The 19,646-nt window shown below is 41.3% G+C and carries 15 protein-coding genes; 5 read left to right on the plus strand and 10 right to left on the minus strand.

Going from position 1 to position 19,646, the window contains the following annotated elements:
- The first annotated feature begins 129 nt into the window (after nucleotides 1-129).
- Nucleotides 130-522, plus strand: coding sequence for a response regulator (locus BM386_RS09825; protein ID WP_091693189.1), 393 nt, complete (start codon nucleotides 130-132; stop codon nucleotides 520-522).
- 8 nt (nucleotides 523-530) lie between these two features.
- Here BM386_RS09825 and BM386_RS09830 read toward each other — a convergent pair whose 3' ends face one another.
- Together BM386_RS09830 and BM386_RS09835 are read right to left on the minus strand one after the other, a co-directional pair.
- The gene (locus BM386_RS09830) at nucleotides 531-1,643 is read right to left on the minus strand and encodes a serine hydrolase domain-containing protein (RefSeq protein WP_091693191.1); all 1,113 of its coding nucleotides are present in this window, start codon (nucleotides 1,641-1,643) and stop codon (nucleotides 531-533) included.
- Nucleotides 1,644-1,727: 84 nt separating this feature from the next.
- The gene (locus tag BM386_RS09835) at nucleotides 1,728-2,135 is read right to left on the minus strand and encodes a GNAT family N-acetyltransferase (RefSeq protein ID WP_091693194.1); all 408 of its coding nucleotides are present in this window, start codon (nucleotides 2,133-2,135) and stop codon (nucleotides 1,728-1,730) included.
- A gap of 25 nt (nucleotides 2,136-2,160) precedes the next feature.
- Between BM386_RS09835 and BM386_RS09840 the strand changes: the two genes are divergently transcribed.
- Nucleotides 2,161-2,421 (plus strand): hypothetical protein, encoded by a 261-nt coding sequence (locus BM386_RS09840; RefSeq protein WP_091693196.1) that lies wholly within the window; start codon nucleotides 2,161-2,163, stop codon nucleotides 2,419-2,421.
- 11 nt (nucleotides 2,422-2,432) lie between these two features.
- Here the strand turns inward: BM386_RS09840 and BM386_RS09845 are convergent, their stop codons facing one another.
- From BM386_RS09845 to BM386_RS09870, 6 genes are all read right to left on the minus strand, one after another.
- Nucleotides 2,433-2,723 carry a GNAT family N-acetyltransferase gene (locus BM386_RS09845; protein WP_091693199.1) on the minus strand — a complete coding sequence of 97 codons (291 nt, stop codon included), beginning with the start codon at nucleotides 2,721-2,723 and terminating at the stop codon, nucleotides 2,433-2,435.
- A 5-nt stretch (nucleotides 2,724-2,728) separates the two neighbouring features.
- The gene (locus BM386_RS09850; RefSeq protein ID WP_091693202.1) at nucleotides 2,729-3,148 is read right to left on the minus strand and encodes a VOC family protein; all 420 of its coding nucleotides are present in this window, start codon (nucleotides 3,146-3,148) and stop codon (nucleotides 2,729-2,731) included.
- Between the two features lie 238 nt (nucleotides 3,149-3,386).
- Entirely contained in the window at nucleotides 3,387-4,712 is a 1,326-nt protein-coding gene (locus BM386_RS09855) for a DEAD/DEAH box helicase (protein WP_244545498.1), read from the minus strand.
- 52 nt (nucleotides 4,713-4,764) lie between these two features.
- Nucleotides 4,765-5,133, minus strand: a complete 369-nt coding sequence (locus BM386_RS09860; protein ID WP_170857072.1) for a hypothetical protein — start codon at nucleotides 5,131-5,133, stop codon at nucleotides 4,765-4,767.
- A 36-nt stretch (nucleotides 5,134-5,169) separates the two neighbouring features.
- Nucleotides 5,170-6,222, minus strand: a complete 1,053-nt coding sequence (locus tag BM386_RS09865; RefSeq protein WP_091693205.1) for a BF3164 family lipoprotein — start codon at nucleotides 6,220-6,222, stop codon at nucleotides 5,170-5,172.
- Nucleotides 6,223-6,343: 121 nt separating this feature from the next.
- Nucleotides 6,344-9,007: a PQQ-dependent sugar dehydrogenase gene (locus BM386_RS09870; protein WP_091694447.1), complete on the minus strand. Its 2,664-nt coding sequence runs from the start codon at nucleotides 9,005-9,007 to the stop codon at nucleotides 6,344-6,346.
- A gap of 288 nt (nucleotides 9,008-9,295) precedes the next feature.
- Between BM386_RS09870 and BM386_RS09875 the strand changes: the two genes are divergently transcribed.
- Together BM386_RS09875 and BM386_RS09880 are read left to right on the plus strand one after the other, a co-directional pair.
- Nucleotides 9,296-10,537: an LVIVD repeat-containing protein gene (locus tag BM386_RS09875; RefSeq protein WP_139235882.1), complete on the plus strand. Its 1,242-nt coding sequence runs from the start codon at nucleotides 9,296-9,298 to the stop codon at nucleotides 10,535-10,537.
- A gap of 7 nt (nucleotides 10,538-10,544) precedes the next feature.
- Entirely contained in the window at nucleotides 10,545-11,168 is a 624-nt protein-coding gene (locus tag BM386_RS09880) for a hypothetical protein (RefSeq protein WP_091693208.1), read from the plus strand.
- Nucleotides 11,169-11,211: 43 nt separating this feature from the next.
- On the opposite strand, the gene BM386_RS09885 is transcribed toward BM386_RS09880, so the two are convergent.
- Nucleotides 11,212-14,049 carry a PD-(D/E)XK nuclease family protein gene (locus BM386_RS09885; protein ID WP_091693212.1) on the minus strand — a complete coding sequence of 946 codons (2,838 nt, stop codon included), beginning with the start codon at nucleotides 14,047-14,049 and terminating at the stop codon, nucleotides 11,212-11,214.
- Nucleotides 14,046-17,306: a UvrD-helicase domain-containing protein gene (locus BM386_RS09890; protein ID WP_091693214.1), complete on the minus strand. Its 3,261-nt coding sequence runs from the start codon at nucleotides 17,304-17,306 to the stop codon at nucleotides 14,046-14,048. The genes BM386_RS09885 and BM386_RS09890 overlap by 4 nt, the downstream gene beginning before the upstream one ends.
- Before the next feature lie 174 nt (nucleotides 17,307-17,480).
- On the opposite strand from BM386_RS09890, the gene BM386_RS09895 reads away from it, so the two are divergent.
- The gene (locus BM386_RS09895) at nucleotides 17,481-19,634 is read left to right on the plus strand and encodes an alpha-glucuronidase family glycosyl hydrolase (protein WP_091693217.1); all 2,154 of its coding nucleotides are present in this window, start codon (nucleotides 17,481-17,483) and stop codon (nucleotides 19,632-19,634) included.
- Nucleotides 19,635-19,646 lie beyond the last annotated feature (12 nt).

Raw genomic sequence — 19,646 nt, forward strand, 5'->3', positions numbered from 1 at the left:
TTTTTATTGCCTGAGTATTAGTAGTTCTATTGATATATGTTAAAAAAGGTAGTTAAACTTTTTTCTTGGATCAGTATTAATTGTATTTTGGCTTAGTCAATTATTCCTTTTTCAATCTTTAACCTCTTGATGATCCAATTTGACACCATTTTTCTAGTGGATGACGACCCAATAAATAACCTTATCAATAAGAGGTTACTTGGAAAAGTTGGTATTTCTGAGAACGTTATGGAATTTCTCGAAGCAGAAGAGGCTCTGCTTAAACTCAACGATTTTGATCCTGAGGTATCCCTGCTGATTTTTTTGGATATAAATATGCCCGTATTGAATGGATGGGAATTTCTCAACAAATACATGGAAACCCACTCGAACAGATCCGACAAAATCGTTATTCTATCTAGCTCTATTGACTATCAAGATAGATCAAAAGCTAAAGGCTATGAGATCGTATCTGGCTTTCTGGAGAAACCACTGACTCTAGATAAAATAAAGACTCAGATGGAAAAATACGAAGCCGAATAACTCGATAATTATTCAATTATTGGATTTAATCTGTCCCAGATATCTCGGATAAGCAAAAAAGGAACAAGCGCATTATCTCCTGAACCACCCATTTTCACGATTACCAATCCTTCCGAAGGAACAACCATCAGAAACTGTCCATTTTTCCCCATAGCCTGATACATATCTGCTGGCGCATTAGGAACTAACATGCCCGGAAAAATCGTCTGAGATTGCGGTATCATAAAGGAGCTCTTTCCGTTTAGCCAGGTCAGGTAACCATAGCTTCGATTGAGAGCCTGAGAAGATTGTGAAAGCTCATCAAAAAAATCTCCAGACCAAATCTCATCTCCATTCCAATTCCCATCCGCAAGCAGCAAAAGCCCAAATCTTGCGAAAGATCGTGCATCACTATAGAAGACATTATTCAAACCCGTTTGCTGCCAGAATCCTTTCATTCCGATCTTTCTACCGAGATTTTCTTCAAAATACTTTTGATAGCTCATACCAGACGCATTTTGAACCACCTTCTCCAACAAGGTGAAGGGTGCATTATGATAGGCCCATCTCTCACCAGGCTCGGCTAGATATTGCAATGACGAGGGACTGGTATCATCCTGATTAGCTACGGCATCATCCAAGCCAGTGGTCATAGTTAAATGATGAATCAACCGAATATCGCGTTCCTGACTGTTTGTAAGTGAGGTCCAGCCTTCTCCCAAGTATTTCTGAGTTCTATCATTAGTTTTCAGCAACTTTTGATTTTCTGCTATTCCTACCAAAGTTGCTGTAAGCGTCTTTCCAGCAGACGCCCAATACCAATAGGAATTTTGGTCCATTTCGCCAAGCCCAGTCAACTTCTCCCCCCAGTATTCCTCGACTACTATTTTCCCATCTTTTAAAATCATAAAAGCCCTTGTATCCTGTGTCGGTAGCCAAGCCAAAAACTCAGCTAATTTCACCCCATCCCAGCCCAATTCAGATGCAGATCGCTCTTCCCAAATTGAAGATTCGTTTGGTGGAAAATATAAACTTGAAGGATTAATAGCAGGTTTTTGGGCTTCAGCGCAGGACACAAGTAAAAATGTCAGGTATCCACATCCAAAGAAAAGTAGGAGTTTGGCCTTGGGTAATTTCAGCATAGATCACTTTTTAAAAAGATACATAAATTCAATCTCAACTTAGATAGGAAATCGATAAACTAGTTTAAAAAAACCTATAAAAAGTTATCGAAAGGGCTCTTCTGGTTTCAATTGATAGCAGCGCTCATGTAATTGAAAACCCAATTTTTGATAAAACCCCGTGGCATTTTCCGCAGCAAAAAGAATCAGTCTTGCTTCTGGGGCTAAACTTCTTGCAAACTCTAACATCCCACGACCAATTCCTTCACCTTGCCTAGCCGAGATCACAGCCAAATCAGCAATAAAAGTACGATACGAAAAGTCTGACAACGCTCGAAGAACCCCGACGACTTCCCCTCTTTCCCTCGCTACCACAACCAAATTGGAATTCAGAAGCATTCGCTCCAGATGATCCACATCATGCATGGGCCTACGTTCACCCAAACCTGACTCTCTTAGGACATAAATAAATTCCTGTATCGAGAAATTCTTTTCAAGTTCGTATGAAATCATTATCTTAAAAGACAATTAGTTAACTATGACAGGAGGAGCTGGTTTTATATCTTCAGCAAATAAATCTTCGAAGGACAATAGAAACCTCGCGAAAATCCGTCCCAAAGCAACACGGGATGATGGAATCTCACGAGCCGAAAATATGGATAAAGCTGATCTCAAAAGCATTGAGGACAGCATAAATTTCAGAATGAGCCGACGAAATTCGTATGTGAATAGTGGGTATTTCTTTGCTGGAATAGTCACACTTATTATCCTTTGGATTTTATATATCCTATTTTTCTGAACCGATTAGTTTTAGCTAAGCACGTCTCTTAACTCTTCCTTTTTCTGAAACATCGCTTTCGCAAATGGGCAAAGAGGGATGACTTTGATCTCCTCTTTACGGACGTATTCTACCAATTCCTTCAAAAGTTTTAGACCTACTCCCTGTCCTTGCAGACTTTCATCTACTTCGGTGTGCTCAATGATCATTTTCTTTGGACCAGCCATTACATAGACCATTTCGGCAAATCTCCTGGCACCTTCTTCTATGAAAAAAGAACCTCTTTTTCCATCAAATTCATGCTTGATTTCAGCTTTACTCATAGTGATTAGCTTTTAGTTCTTCCTTCTACCATTTCATCATAAACCTCATCTACTGGCTGCCACAGCTCGATACTGTGACCGTCCGGGTCGAGAATATGCACAAACTTCCCATATTCCGTCTCTTCGATTTCATCCAGAATCGTAACTCCTTCGGCTATTAGCTCCTTCACCAGTTCTACCAGATTTTCTACACGATAATTGATCATAAATTCCTTTTCGGAAGGCTTGAAGTAGGTTGTATCATCCTTCATAGGTGACCATTGCGTGAAGCCTTTTTGGTTAGGATCCTCGGAGCTTCTCCATTCGAAGGTAGATCCATTGGCATCCGTGCTCAATCCAAGATGTTTCTGATACCAATCCTTGGTCTTGCTTGGGTTCTTTACTTTAAAAAATATGCCTCCTATTCCTGTTACCCGTTTATTCATCCGAATACATCGTTTTTGTGAGATATTAAGATAAGGAAAAAATGAAACTACTTACGCTCTAAGTTTATTTTCAAAAAAGAAAAAACTCTCTTTAGTAAGGTGATGAGTGGCTCCCAACTTCTAGTTAAAATCCCATTACCCCCTTTAGGAAAAGGGGAGTCACATCAACAGCATCTCAAAATTAAATAGGTATAAGTATTTATCCAGAAAACTGATCACTGCGACTGACCACTGTAGGCTAATTCGCTTCTTCAACCTTCACCTTAACTTTCTTCACGCGCTCGTTCTTCAGTTTTGGCAAAAGCTTTTGTACCAGATTACTTTTCACAGCTACATAGGAAGCAAAGTCCATAATCGTAATCAGACCCATTTCTGCACTAGTCAAGCCTCCTTTCTTCGTAAGCATACCAACTATATCTCCCTTGCTGACCTTGTCCTTCTTCCCTGCACTTACATATAGGCAAGTCCATTCCTGACGAACTGGTGGTACTAACTTTTCACCCACTTTAAACTCCTCAATGAATTCAGCTATGTATTCAGGTCGAGACTCATCATTTGCCAAAATCAGATAGGACATACCTTCTGCATGCATCCTCGCAGTCCTCCCATTTCTATGGATAAAAGCATCTTCCTTCGGAGGAAGCTGATAATGCACCACATGCTTGATCTCAGGAATGTCCAATCCTCTAGAAGCCAAATCAGTTGCAATCAATAGGTTAGTGACCTTGCTTCGGAAGCGGATGAGGTTCTTTTCCCGATCTATTTGCTCCAAGCCACCATGAAGAACAGAGTGGAAATAATCGTAGTCATTCAATAAGATGCTCAGTCTATCCACTGCATCCCGGTGGTTGCAAAAAACGATGCAAGATTCATCCTGAAACCCTGCGACCAATCGCATTAAAGTCTCCCCTTTTTCCTTGCTGGAACTGTGAACGATCTTCAGCTCAAGTTTGGACTCCACCACATCTTTCAAAAAGTTGACCGTGCGGTGATCTACAAATGGCAGAAAATCCGGCAAACGTTTAAGCACAGTTGCAGAGGTAAGCAAATGTCTTTGTTGTCCATTCAATGCGCCAAAAATCACTTTCAATTGCTCATGAAAGCCCATCTGAAGTGATTTATCAAACTCATCCAAAACCACCGCTTGAATAGTTTTGGGATCAAAAGATTCTCTTTCTATATGATCAGCTAGTCTTCCTGGAGTACCTATGATCACGTCTGGTGCTTCTCCAAGGCTGTTGGATTCCAATTTTGAAGAATGTCCACCATACACTGTACTTACTCTGAAAGGGGTTTTCATTCCTTTGAAAACCTGCTCGATCTGAATTGCCAATTCGCGTGAAGGCACAATAATCAATGCCTGCACTTCTCTTACATTTTCTTTCAATGAATGGAGTAGAGGGATCAAAAATGCGACAGTTTTACCTGAACCAGTCGGCGATAAAAGTACGATATGGGGATTTTTGGCAGCTCTGGAGATAAACTCTGCTTGCATTTCGTTGAGACTGTCAATCGAAAGGCTTTTGAGATACTGGGCGGTGGAATCTTGTTGTTTTTCTGACACGCACAAAAGTACCAATTAACTCTGAGGTAAGCGTTCTATTCCTTGCCTGGCGCTAAACTTCCTTTCCTTTCACCACCAAAAACCAGTCTCCTTCCAGCTCCAAATACCCGTAATCGTAACAATAATGATAAATATTGCCCTTTTTGGTTTCGTAGATATGGGTAAAATATTTGAAGATAAAGCCATCCCTGAGTAAGCGGTCCCGGGTGGTTTTGCCCATTTCCTCACCAGTAGGAATGATACTTTCCAGAATATTTCGGTTCTTTTTCAGGCTGTGATTTACCCGCCGGATATAGTTAGTGGAAAAAGCATTCTGTTGATTGTTGTAGGTGTTCCTACATTGATCATCACAGAATTTCTTATCGATTCTCCCTTGGATCACTGCATTGCAGTTCAAACAGTATTTTTTCTCAATTGCCATACGCTAAAAAGTTTGAAGTAAGTTAATCTATCGCTGTTACTCCACATTAAAATAACTAAGATTGCTGTCCTCACATTCCCTACAATAGGTGTAAAATCGGTTATGCTTTTCATCGAATGCAAATGACTCTGAAGGAAGATCATCATTAAGCACATATTGTTTGATATGGCTCCCCTCCCAGTCAAATACCTCTATTTGCATTTTTTTCGGTAAAATACTTCCTGTCAAATCCGAAGATCGATTATTAAGATTTAACCCATAGATATATGCGTCATCTGAGTCAGAATCTCTAACAAATACATTAACAAGTGATCTCTCGTCCTCATCTTTTTCTTCAAACCCCTGTAAAAATTTTTCCGGATCATCAAAATTGGTATTTCTTAGCAATTCCCCATCTAAATCAAAGAAATTAACAGACCCTAAAAGTATAGGAAATGCAGCTATAAGCCCCTTGTTTTTGTTGACTGTTACACTGGATCGAAAAATATGACTTTTATTTCTTTCGTCAACATCAATCTCAAGCGTTGGGACAAACGGGATAAAATGCACACTGTCATGTTCATAACTGTAATGGGTAAATCTACCGTTTGCTTCTGTCGTCCCTAGGATAAAATCCTGGTCAGCATGAAAGAAATAAACCACATAATTACCTTTAAATGGTAAGGGATTTTGCTTTAAAACTGGTTCATTTTCTTGTATGAGGTTTTTGAGATTAATCTTATTAACTATTCTTCGCTCATAATCAAATACTGTAATTATTGGAGATCCGTTTTCAAATTCTCGCTGATTAATCAATTCTGGGACTAGCATTTCTCCTGGACCTTCCCCATGTTTTCCGAAAGTAGTCATCAGTTTATGAGTATTCGTGTCATAGATTTCCAAAAAAGGCTCCGTAGACTTTTGCACGATAAGAAGTGTATCGACTACAAGCAAATTAACATTTCCTCTGCTGAGGACTTGAATTCCGGTTTCCTGTTTATCCAATTCAACTTTGAATTCAATTTCTTCTGAAGCTTTATTTTGTGCTTTCTCGCAAGCAAAAGCCACAAAAAACACGAGTAAAAATGTTGTCAATCTGAATTTCCTCATACTATTATGACCTATATCGTTGACTAGAAAAAATCAAATGTTCATTTGTAGTTTGAACATTTTCTAAGTTAACCAATTAGTTTGAAAAACAATCCATTCAAACTAATTGGTTTTATTAAACTCATTTGTAAAACTTCATCGTATTGAGATTGAACGTATTCCAGATCGTAATTGGCTCTTCCGTCACATACACAATATATAGATCCCCGTAAAAATCCGATTCAGGAACAGTTAACGGCACTTCAAACCAACCCGTTTTAGGACCAGATGCAGGCCGGGAATCTTTGCTCAAAATGCCCGTTTCAGCTAAAACTTGACCATCCGGTGATCCAGCCCTAACTTGAATTTTACCCACTGTATTTCCAGGCATGATGGAAAGAGTTACTTTATTAATCTGACTCAAATCAATAGCTCTGAATAACAGCCAAGAGCCTGATTCTGTAAATTGTACATAATGCTCGTCTTCAGGATTTGCACGAGCCGCTCCTTGCAAACCATCAGCGCGGTATGCAGCAACAGTGGTATTCCTCAACTTCAACTGCTCCGTAGTCTTGATCGCTGGTATTCCATTTGCTCCCTGATCCGTGTATGAAGCCTGAACCAAATAAAAGCCTTCGGGATCTTCCGTATTTTCAATCTCATATGTGCCAGAAGCTGGCAGTCCTGAAACTGCATTTGGATTAGCAATTCCCAACACAAAATCGACCATCTGTCCAACTCTATTTTCATCCAAATGGGAATGTCCTGGCATAACTTGATCACCCCATACGCCTGCGCCTCCATTTCTTACTTTATCGATTAGATAGGTTTTTGCGTTTGGATCGTTTTTGTATTTCTCAGAAACTGAAGTATAATCAGGTCCCACAGATTCATCGCTGATGCCATGACAAGCTTTGCAACCCGCCTCATTGATGTAAGTTTCGCCTATACTCAAGACTTCCTCTTGATGCCCCATTTCAATAATATCGTATCCACCTTCCAAGTAGTCGATTGTCAGATTAATTTGAGATGGGGCTATCTCCCCATCTTCCTTATCCCTAGCTGACACTTGATAATTGATCGCTTCCTGTCCGAAATATAAACTCCGATTTCCTTCCCAAGCTATGGAAACTTCTGGCGCCTCATTTCCCACTTTCACTTCCAAAAATGATTGTGCGGACTCCCCAGATTGATCAGTAGCAGTAAGTGTCACCTTATAAATCCCCGGAGATTCAAAACTGTGCGAAGGATTTGGCTCGGAGGATGTGGGGCCATTTTCACCAAAACTCCATTGAAAACTCACTTCATCCCCCTCATCCGGATCCGCTGTCCCTTCTGATGAAAAAGCGACCCTTAAAGGTGCTGCACCTTGAGTCTGATCAGCTGAGATTTTAACCGTTGGCTTTCTGTTTCCTTCGGAAAAAACAATTCTATACAAACCTGAATCATCGTTGTTAGCTCTCCAAAAAGTACCATATTCCAACACATACAAGGAACCGTCTTTGGCAAACTGCATATCCATTGGCTTCTCAAAGTGAGTTTCTGGCATAAAGCGCTCCATGGTATCGTATTCGAAATTCTCAGTCAGGCTGACCGTGAAAATCCAGTTTCTCATCCAGTCGTAGATAAACAATTTCTCATTGTAATATCCTGGGAACCGAACTTCCGAAGCTTCATAATCTTCCCGATAATAAACCTGACCAGCCATGGCATTTCTTCCTCCCTGGCCAACCATTGGAAAATCCTCAGATTCAGCATAGGGATAATAAATCAAAGCTGGTTTTGCCTCTGGCAAAATCTCCTTCCCTGTATTATTGGGAGAAGTGTTTTTGGGAGCTTTCGGATCAAACTGATACAAGCTTTCTCCAGTAGCAAAATCATACTTCCAATACGCAGCATTATTTCCTACAAAATAGGGCCAGCCGTAATATCCAGGTTCAGTTGCGACATTGATTTCATCGTAGCCTCTAGGTCCACGTCCTTCTTTGTCTTCTGATCCGTCAGGGCCCACTTCACCCCAAAACAAATTGCCATTTCGACTATCTATAGAAAATCGAAATGGGTTTCGATTGCCTTTGACGTAGATTTCAGGACGGGTTTTGGGTGTTCCTTCGGGAAATAGATTTCCTTCAGGAATGGAGTAACCGCCTTCTGGATTAGGTTTGATCCGAAGAATTGCGCCCCGTAAATCATTGGTGTTTCCAGAACTTCGCTGCGCATCTACATTTTTGGGTTGATCGGGACGCTCATCGATAGGATTGAAATTACTGGACTCAAAAGGTGTAGAGTCATCTCCTATGCCTAAGTAAAGATTGCCTTGGGAATCAAATTCCAATCCACCACCAGAGTGACAGCAACCTCTGAAAAGATCGATGTCCAATATTTTCACTTCTGATGCCAAATCCAACTTATTGTCAACGAAATCAAATCGGGAAACTCTATTCAAAGCAGCTTCATTTGCGGGAGCATAATACAGATACAACCAATTATTCTTCTCGAAATCGGGATCCTTTGCCATTCCCATCAAGCCGTCCTCCCGCTCTGGAAAGACCTCCAATTCGCCAACTACACTTGTTTCTCCTGTCTCTGCTTGATAAAGTTTAAGTAAGCCATGGCGCTCGATTATCAACACATCTCCATTGTCCAACACCTCGATTTCCATGGGTTCATTGAAATTGCCGGCTAAATGAATCTTAGTGAATCTGGATTCATCCGGTTTTACTGTTGCAAATGGATCTTCTTGCGTTTTGTCACAACTCCAAAAACTCAAACTACAAACTGCAAACAGGAGCAGGTACTTTCTCATAGGGCTTAATCTAATTTTTACTAGTCGTGAAGGTATAGAAAACTGAAAAACACGCACCAATAATATGATCAAAGGTTTGAATTTAAGACAAGAGCGCTTTTCACCAGCAAAAAAACGGTTCAAAATCGCTAATGTTTAAAGATATGGATCGGTTGAAAAAGCATAAAGAATGATTGAGCTTAAAGTCTAATTGAAAAAATGTAATATTTTAACATTTAGTTGTGTAGCACTTTATAATTTGGTTTCGTCTAGCAGATACATACTTTTATACCACTAAAATTCAGCCATATGAAATCCCTCTACTCCTCTGCACTTCTCATCTTGTCAATTTTGGCATTTTCATCCTGCCAAGATGAAATAACTTCCACGTACACCTACCACACCATGATGCCCGTGTATTATGAAATGAGTGATATCCGAGCAAGAGTCATCAGCACCGAGCCAGCACAGCCTCTTGACAATCCTGGTAAAATCTACATTTATGAAGACTATCTTTTTATCAACGAGCCTACCAAGGGAATTCATATTTTAGACAATACCGATCCTGCCAATCCAATCAACCTGAGCTTTATCCCAATAGCAGGCAACGTGGACATGGCAGTAAACGGAAATATCCTTTACGCTGATAGCTATGTGGATTTATTAGCATTTGACATCAGTAAAATCGCAAACATTCAGCTGATCAAGCGTGTGGAAGACGTCTTCGCACACATGTATTACCATGAAACAGGTCAGATCATCACATTCAAGGATACCGTACTAACTTCCGAAAACCCAGCCTGGCAAGGGGGAGGCGTATGGATGATGGATGCCAGTATGAGTTTTTCGGCTAACTATTCTGCAGCAGCTCAAAGCTACGGCACTGGCGGTTCTATGGCTAGATTCACGCTTTCCAATGAACATCTTTACGCAGTAGATGAATCTACGCTACGGGTCTTTGATGTGGAAAATCCAGAAAATCCCACTTTTGTAAAACCAATCGATCTTGGCTGGGGCATAGAAACTATTTTCCCTTTTCAGAATAAGCTATTCATAGGTTCCAATTTTGGCATGCACATTTACGATGCCAGCACACCAAGTTCTCCTAAGCGCATGGCTGTATATGAGCACGTACAAGCTTGCGATCCTGTAGTAGTGAATGAAGATCATGCTTTTGTGACACTTCGGGTTGGGACAGTTTGTAACGGGGTGAATGAACTTCATGTAATCGATATTAAAAATCCTTATAGCCCCACCCTCAAAAAGGCATATCCCATGCTGCACCCACATGGACTGGGTTTGGCGGGAGATTTTCTTTATATAGCTGAAGGTGTCCACGGCTTAAAAAGCTTCAACGTCTCTGATGTGATGGACATAGACCAAAATCAATTGGAGTTTTTGACCAATCAAGGGTCAGTTGATCTGATTCCAGGGCCAAAATCATTGATTGTCATTGGCCCAGATGGTGTATGTCAGTATGATTACAGCGATCCAGCCAAACTCAAAAAACTCAGCTGCATTCAGGTCAACAATCCAGTCAATTTTTATTGATTTCCCGATGTACAAATCTTTAACACTTTTCTTCGTAGCTCTTCTATTGATCAATCTAGAGGGTTTGGCGCAGGAAAAAATATACTTTGGACAGACAGAAATCGGATTGCTCGTGGGGCGGGGCGTAGCCCAATGGGACGGAAACCATGAAAATCGAACAGATTTGACGCTCATGAGTTTTCATGGGGCGAGAATCAGCAGAAATCATGTGGTGGGATTTTCCGTAGGATTGGATCAATACGATGGCGTTCCTATTTTACCTTTTGCCTTTGGGTATCGGGGTTTTCTGGGAAAAGAAGGAAAGCCTAAGCTTTTTGGAGGAGTGGATCTTGGATATGGTTCTGCCATTTTGGAGGAAAAAGTAAAGAATGAGTGGAGTGAAAGTTGGTACCGCGGTGGATTATTGTTCAGTCCTTCTGTAGGTGTGAGCTTCCCTGCCCGCAAAGGCAATACTGCGCTTACATTCAGCATCGCCTACAGAAGGCAGGATTTCTCCTATTTCCAGGGGAATTTGGCCGGAACTGGTGCTCAAACCATTGTTTCCGATCAACTTCCACCTGGATTTATCTCTTTAAACGAAACCGAACATTTGTATAGAAGCATGGTTTTCCGAGTTGGGATAATGTATTGACCTTTTGAATCTGTTTAATCCTGCAAATGATTAGAATAATAAATCACCTCCCACAGATCTCCTTATAAGGACAATACTCGCATTTTTTCAGGTCTGTAGTTTGATCAAAGGGCTTTTCGAGATCATATATCTCACCGATCAATCCTGAAAGTTCACTTTCGAAAGTCTCGGCAAATTCCCGGTAATCCTGAATTTCCTCCTTGTCTAAAATCAAAAACGGATTGAAATTCGGGTCATAGATTTCTTTGATATTGAAAATACCGGGCTTCAAAGGTTTTCTTATAGTCGGGTTTTCGGCTTGAAAAAGCTTCGCATAAAGCATGGTCTGCATGGCAGCTTTGTTCCGCTTCTTATCATCTCTATCGAAGAACGCCTCAATTGTCGTCACCTTTTTATTGTCCTTCCCAGTCTTGTAATCAATCAGCCGTATCACTCCATCTTTCTCATCCACCCGATCGATAAAACCTCCAATCGCGATGTTTTGCTTTCCATCGCTAGTTTCCACAGGAATTCCAGCGAGGTATTTACGCTCCAAATTCAGTACTTTGAACCCCCCATTTGCCTGATCGTATTTCAAAATCGCCTTGATGTACTTGATCATAATTGCTCTGGCAATCTGCAACTGACCGCTTAGCGTAAGTTTCTCTATAGATTCCGCTTGATAAAAATCTACGATGGCATTATCTACCGCTGTCGGAATCGCCACTTTCAGACGTTCAATCGTGTGCGTATCAATCAATCGAAATGGCTCTCCTTCCCTAGGTTTGTAAAGCAACTCTATCGCCTTATGCAGCATTGAGCCGAAGGTGGATGGATCGATCTCAGTCACGACTTCTTCCTTTTCTTTCAAGCCTGCCACATACCGAAAATAAAACCTAAGCCTGCAATCCAGGTAAGTATTGAGTGCTGAAGCAGAGAAAGCCATCTGCTTTTCCGGATCAGGATTAGACAAAATATATCGCTTCAGACTATCCAAAATGTCTGGAGTTTTCTGAATTGTAATTGGCTTTCCGGGAGTCAAATCCACCGGTATCAAAACTGCAGAAGGAGCAGCAATCCCCAGCTCCACTTGCATTTGTTGAATAAACCGACTCATTTCACCGGCTTTTCCCTGATCTGAAGCAGTCGTATAAATCAAATGAACTTCCTCCGCCTGATGGAGCAGTCGATAAAAAGTATAAGCATAAATCGCATCGTTCTGCTCCTGTACAGGCAAGCTAAACGCTCTTCTGAGATTAAAAGGAATCATGGAATTGATCCCTCCCCCCGGCGGAAAACTACCCTCATTTACATCACAAATAATGACTCTTTTGAAGTCCAAATTTCTGGATTCCAAAACACCCATAATCTGCAATCCTTCCAATGGTTCTCCTTCAAAAGGCAACTTAATTTCCCGGAAAAGTTGGCGGAATAACTTCAGGTAAAAATCGGATCGTACATTTCCGGGAGCATTCTTTTCAAACACATCCTGAATCCGGGTCAACTGCTTAAACGCCTGAAAAAGATAACTTCGCTGTATGGCATCATCCTTTAGACTTTGGGCAAGAAACTGCATCAAATCACCCAAATAAGCGAATAACTCAGTTGACTTTACTTCTTTGAAAATCAATTGAAACAGATCACCACCTTTTGCAAGATTCGCAGCACTAACTTCCACCAGATTTTTCGCCTTGATATCATTCAGCATACCCTCTACAAACTTTGCATCTCCCTCTTTCAAATACGAAAATGATAACAAGTCTGTGATGGGCTTATGATAGAAAAAGACACCGTCCTCTTTAATCTTCATATAGCGCTGCAAATCCAAAACAGCATCCAAAAATGAAAAAATCGGCGCATTTCTAATGGGATATCCCATCGTCACATTCAACTTCTGTATAGACTCGGGAAGCGAATGCAAAACTGGGAAAAGCAATTGCTCATCCGGCAGAATAATCACCGTTTCTTCCAATCGCTCATCACCGGGAATAGACTCCGCGATCTTGGAAACAAGGTTTGCTTGATTGATCTTGAGCGGGATCGAATACGTTTTTATTTGACTTGCTTTTGCTTTAATTCTTGTTGGGATAGCCTCAGGAAAAGTAGCTCCCAGCACAGAATCTTTTCTGTAATCCCTGAAAAACAATCCTGCTTCCTGACGCTTGTCATCCAGATAATATCCATCAAGATCCCAATAGATTTTGGCACCGAACTCGGTCACATAATGCTTGATGAGCTTTTCTTCCGCCAAGGTAAAAGCATTGAATCCTAGGAAATAAACCTGTTTTTTAGGTTTTTGAATCTGGTTTAAGTTCTCTGCGACAGCTCTGTAGATTCTACCAGAATAGCTCATACCAGTGGTAGTGAGATTAACTTGGAACTGGACGTAAAGCCTATCGAGGATTTGCCAGAATTTCAAAAACTTTTCCCGCTCTACCTCAGACTGTTTTTTGAAAGACTTCCAAAATCGCGAAATCAACGCTATTTGCTCCTCCGAAAGAAAACTCAAATCAGTCTCAAATTCCTTGATGTCTGCCAAATTGCTGTAAACCCATTTAGCATCGGCCAGAAACTGATCCAAGTCATTGAAATCTTTCAAAATCAGTTCACCCCAGAAATAAAAGCGATCAAAATCTTCAGGATTAGGTTGAAGTGTCTTATAAACTTGATACAATTCGAAGATCAAACTCAGCTCATCCGAGGGTCTTTCTCCGGCTAGACCATAGAAAATTTCTTCTATAGTTTTCACCTCAGGCATCCAGGTAGGCGACTCGATCAAAGAGCCCAAATGTTGGGTAAAAAAGAGCCCAGCACGCCTATTTGGCAAGACTACGATCATATCTTTGAGCGATTGACCCGAGTTTAAAAGCTCTTCCGCTGTATTTTTTAAAAAGCTATTCATTTGATTTCAAAAATTTCTGTAGGTTCTAAATAGCAAAGGAATCCTTGCGTAGGAAGATCAGTAAGCCGCTGAACCAGCTCCATGTATTCTTTGACCTGCAATTCGTGTTTGGAAGCTTTTTCCCCAGTTTTAAAATCAATCACCATTGCCTGATTCTCTCCTACCAAAATACGGTCAGGACGCTTCTGTTTTCCGCCAGGAAGTAATATTCCCTGCTCTGACATGGCTTGTAGATCATCTGCATACCAATATTTGAACTGAGGTAATTCAAACAACTCAATGAGTTGAGTGCTTATCGTTTGTTGGGTTTCCTTGTCTATTCTTCCATCAAAAACAAAGCTCTGCAGCATTTCTATGGCCATTTCCAGCGATTGTGCTTGCTCCAATATTTCGTGAATCAACACACCTAACCTTCGGTGCTCACGTGCTTGAATTCCAGACTCTGAGAAATCCCAGGCATATTCCCGCGTTTTTAGCTTTTGTCTCCAGTCAACAGAATCCCATTTCAAGTCGATTGCTGTGGCTTTCACTAGTTCCTTGGCTAATGTTGACACAGGCCATTCTCCCCAGTCAAACACTAATTTTTCCTCATCCCAATAATACTTAGAAGGATGGGTAGGCAAGGAAAATCCTTGGGCAAATAAGGTATAAAGTATATTTCCGGATTGCTTCAGATTGATGACACCCTTTGAAGTTTGAGAAAAATCAGCAAACCCATATAAAACTTCCTCTGCACGGGTGAAAGCCACATAGAGCATATTCAGGGTGTCCAAATAGGCCAACCTCACCTCGTCTCCATAGATGCCGACAAATTCAGAATCTAGCAGCGAAGACTGATGAGTCAAAGGCAAAACAGTTTTGAGAGAATCTGAAATGGCATATTCGCTCCAAATAATAGGCGCCATAGGTCCATTGGCAACAATCTTCCAATCTAAATAAGGCACAATGACAGCTTTATACTGCAAGCCTTTTGATTTATGAATAGTCAAAATCCGCATGGCATTGTGGTCTTCCGGAATCTTTACGGTTCGCTTGAACTGGTTCAGCTCCCACCAATCCAAGAATCCCTGCAAATCCGCCCGGTTTTTCTTCACAAAATCAAATGCCGCTTCTTTTACTCCTGAAACATAAGCCAAATCTACTTTGCGCTCATAAACATCCAGAAACTTGATGATTTCTTCTACCTGCTCCATTAGCGGTAGTTGAAGCCAACGGTTGAGATGCTCGACGAGGTATTTTTGCTTTGTTAAAAGTTCTATGGGAAGGGAATTTTTCTCAAAAAGCTCATGGCTGTATTCCAATTCATGGATCAAAGCATAATAGAACCAAAAAGTCTTGAGAGGCACCAGATCGGCAGGATTTCCCAGATAGTTTAGTAAAGCTATTACAGCTTTTACAGCAGCCGATTTGCTTAAAAAAAGTGACTCCTCAGATAACACATCGAAACGATAACCAGAATCAGGATTTTCCTGAGCGTATGACATCAGTTTATCAGCTATGTCAGCACCCTGCTGGTTTTTCCTGACCAGAAAAGCAATATCTCTTGGTTCGTAACCTCTGTCCTGAAGCTCTTTCACAATTGGAACGAGTTTGTCCAAAACAGAATTTTGATCACCCTCCTCATCCTCCTCTTCTTCCTCGCTTGTATCAAAAGAATTTTTTGCAGCTTTTTGAGTAAACTCCACATGGATTTTTCCCTGGAAATCAACCTCCAGCTTTTTCTTTGGCACGTCCTGACTAACTCCTTTGAAAGCATCAGAAAGCAAGTTCAGCGAATCAACTTTAAACTCGGAACTGATAGCTTCCTGCATTAATTCGGGAAGCGATGAAAAGAGTGAATTATTGAAAGAAACAACATTCGGTAAGCTTCTGAAGTTTATAGATAGGTTTTTGATATTCTGGTACTTATCTGAAATCTGCTCCTGTACTTCATGAAGTAACAATTCCAATCTACCTCCACGCCACCTGTAAATGGATTGCTTCACATCTCCGACGAGCAAATTGGTATTCATAGTCCCGAGAGAATTGACCAGAAGCGGTTTGAAACTTGACCATTGAAATTCTGAGGTATCCTGGAATTCATCGATCAGAAAATTGCGGTACTGGTTTCCGATTTTCTCATAAATAAACGGTGCTTCATTTCCTGCCACGATCCCTTTCAGAAAGTCATTTACATCCGAAATCATCAATATACTTTCCTCGTCCTTCAGCTCCCGAAGCTCATGGATCAGGTTTCTAAATACTCCAAAAGCATTCAGATTTCTGCTCAGAGCCATCAGCGTATTCCATTGGGTAAGCATCCCAGGAAGAGATTTCAACAAATCTCTAAGGCCAGCATCTGCTGCTGATTCTATTTCATTTTTTAATTTGCTCGTCTTAGTGTACCAAGTTTCAACTCCTTCAATTTTTAATAATTGACTTTCAGTAGGAGATGTAATAGGGTTTTTCTCATTCCCTAATCGATCAAGCCTTATAGCAAAGTTATTTGTTCCGCCAGCTCCAGAGAAATCTGTCCATTCCAGTCCGTACCTTACTCTGATTTCATGGGCTTTATTCTTAATATCCAACGCCTCATCAATCAACTCCTCTTTCTTTCCTACAATCACCTTTCTAAAATCCGCTAGGAACCCATCATGAGCTATTGTAGCTTCAAAAATTGGCTGAAATCCTTTGAAATTTTCTTTGAATATCTCACTTCCCAACCCTTTCAATGCCGACCGAATATCCCAGCTTTTTCCTTCTTCTATCCGCTCTTCGGCGTATTCTGTCAACCATTTTTTCAGATTTTGATCCGATGAAACCTGCTCCACTACCCTATCTACCAATCTATCCAGCACAGCAGCTTGATCCAATTCCAACTCAAATTTTGCCTGCAGATCCATCTCCTTGGCAAAGGATCGGATCACACGCTGAAAAAAAGAATCAATCGTACTGACAGCAAAATATCCATAGCCATGCAAAATATCCAGCAATGTTTCCCGAGCAGCATGTTGTAAACCTTGCTCATCCATATTTAGGAATTTCATCAGTTCCTGATCTAGAAATTCACTGGGTATGATCTCTCTGCTCAAACGGGTGAGATCCTTTAAAATCCGCTCCTTCATCTCCTGGGTGGCTTTATTGGTAAAAGTCACCGCCAAGATCTGTTTGAAAGCATGCGGACTTTGCAGGGCAAGTTTAAGGTATTCCAGCGTTAATGTATAGGTCTTTCCTGAGCCAGCAGAAGATTTGTAAATGATGAAAGGTCTTTGTTCCATAGAGAAAAAGTAAGGCAACTAAGATAAGGAAGAGCAATAGCTTTCCCCCATTCAATTTTAGGATTTGACGAAAATTGTCGGGATAAAAATCAAGTATTTAAGTACTGTATTCAAAATCAAACCCTTGGATTTAGCGCTGATTTTTCGATCTTTTGAGCCTCAAACCCAAAACCTATGCGCAAACCTACTTTCCTAGCAGTCCTACTCTGGATCTGCATTTCTATGAATTCAATTGCCAATGATGGCTACAAACTTTGGCTGGACTATCAGCCCATTGAAGAATCCCAGTTAAAATCGGAAGTTGAATCACTACTTGGCGGAGTCTATTTCTTTGGAGAAAATCCAACGTTCGAAGCTATCAAAAACGAGCTGGATCTTGCCTCCAAAAGTATGCTGGGCAAAGCTCCGATTTACTCGAAAGAGCGACTTCAAAACACCAAACTCTGGATCGGTACCAGAGACCAACTTTCTCAAGTGCTATCCCTGGATCAGCAAGCTGAAATCAAAGCCTTAGGTGAAGATGGATACTGGAGAGGAACGGTGGAACTAGACGGAAAATCATTCTATGCCATCGTAGGAAATCAACCTGTTGGCACACTTTACGGAGTATATAATTGGATAAATTCCATTCAAAGCAACACTTTTGATAAAGGAACTGAAATATCTGATAGTCCGAAGATTAAAATTAGAATGCTAAACCATTGGGACAACCTAGACCGAACTGTCGAAAGAGGCTATGCTGGCTTCTCCATTTGGGATTGGCACAGACTTCCCGGATACATAGATCCGCGATACATCGACTATGCAAGAGCCAATGCCTCTATTGGAATCAATGCTGTTTCACTGACCAATGTGAATGCAAATGCGTTGATTTTGACTACTGATTTTATGAAAAAAGTGAAGGCCTTGGCAGACGTTTTCAGACCTTATGGAATCAAGGTTTTTCTCACCGCTCGCTTCTCTGCCCCCATACAATTGGAAGGCTTGAAAACTGCCGACCCACTCGATCCAGAAGTACAGGCATTTTGGAAAAAGAAAACCGATGAGATCTATTCTTTCATTCCTGATTTTGGAGGATTTCTCGTCAAAGCCAACTCCGAAGGACAGCCGGGTCCTCACGAATATGGAAGAAATCATGCCGAGGGGGCAAACATGCTTGCGGATGCATTAGCTCTTCACGGAGGTGTTTTGATTTGGCGGGCTTTCGTCTATTCACACGAAGATGAAGTGGATCGACACATGCAGGCGAATAATGAATTTGAACCGCTGGACGGAAAGTTCAAAGACAATGTGATCATACAGATCAAAAACGGGGCAATAGACTTTCAGCCACGTGAACCTTTTCATCCGCTGTATGGTGCCATCAATGAAACAAACGTGGGCATGGAATTTCAGATCACACAGGAATACTTGGGGCAAGCCACTAATTTGGTTTACCTCGCTCCGATGTGGGAGGAAGTTTTGAAAAGCAAAACCTACAAGCCTAGTGCGAACTCAACTGTGGGAAGCATTTTGGAAGGAAAGGAAACAGGTCAGAAAATGACTTTGATCGCAGGAGTCTCGAACATCGGTACAGACCGCAACTGGACAGGTCATCTCTTCGCCCAGTCCAATTGGTTTGCCTTTGGAAAAATGGCTTGGAATCCAGAGGTGACTTCAGAGGAAATCGCAGAAGAATGGACAAAACTGACTTTCGGTCAAGACTCGGAAGTCGTGTCCAAAGTCGGTGAAATCCTACTAGAATCCCATGAAACAGCAGTTGACTACATGACCCCACTAGGCTTGCATCACATCATGGGCAGAAGCCATCATTACGGTCCGGGACCTTGGGTGATGGGCGGTAGAGCGGATTGGACCGCTCCCTATTACCATCAGGCAGACAGTCTAGGAATCGGCTTTGACCGTACAGCCGATGGCAGCGGTGCACTTACCCAATATGCGCCGGAGATAGTGGAAAAATGGTCCGATCCCAATCAGATTCCTGAGAAATTCCTGCTTTGGTTTCATCATTTGCCATGGGATTACCAGCTAAAAGATGGAAATACCCTTTGGGAAGGAATCGCCTATCATTATGATCGTGGTGTGAAAGAAGTAAGACAAATGCAGCAAACCTGGGCTTCATTGGAATCGAAAATCGACCCAGAAGAATTCGATCACGTACGTCAACTTCTAGAGGTTCAGGAGCAAGAAGCAGAATGGTGGAGAAATGCTTGTCTGCTCTATTTCCAGACTTTCTCTAAGCGTCCTTTCCCAGCTGATATCGAGCAGCCAGAAGGAGATTTGGAGTATTATAAAAGTCTGCGGTTCCCGAATGCACCGGGGATATAGAATTTGAGATTT

The sequence above is a fragment of the Algoriphagus locisalis genome (assembly GCF_900116615.1).
In the GTDB taxonomy this organism is placed as follows: domain Bacteria; phylum Bacteroidota; class Bacteroidia; order Cytophagales; family Cyclobacteriaceae; genus Algoriphagus; species Algoriphagus locisalis.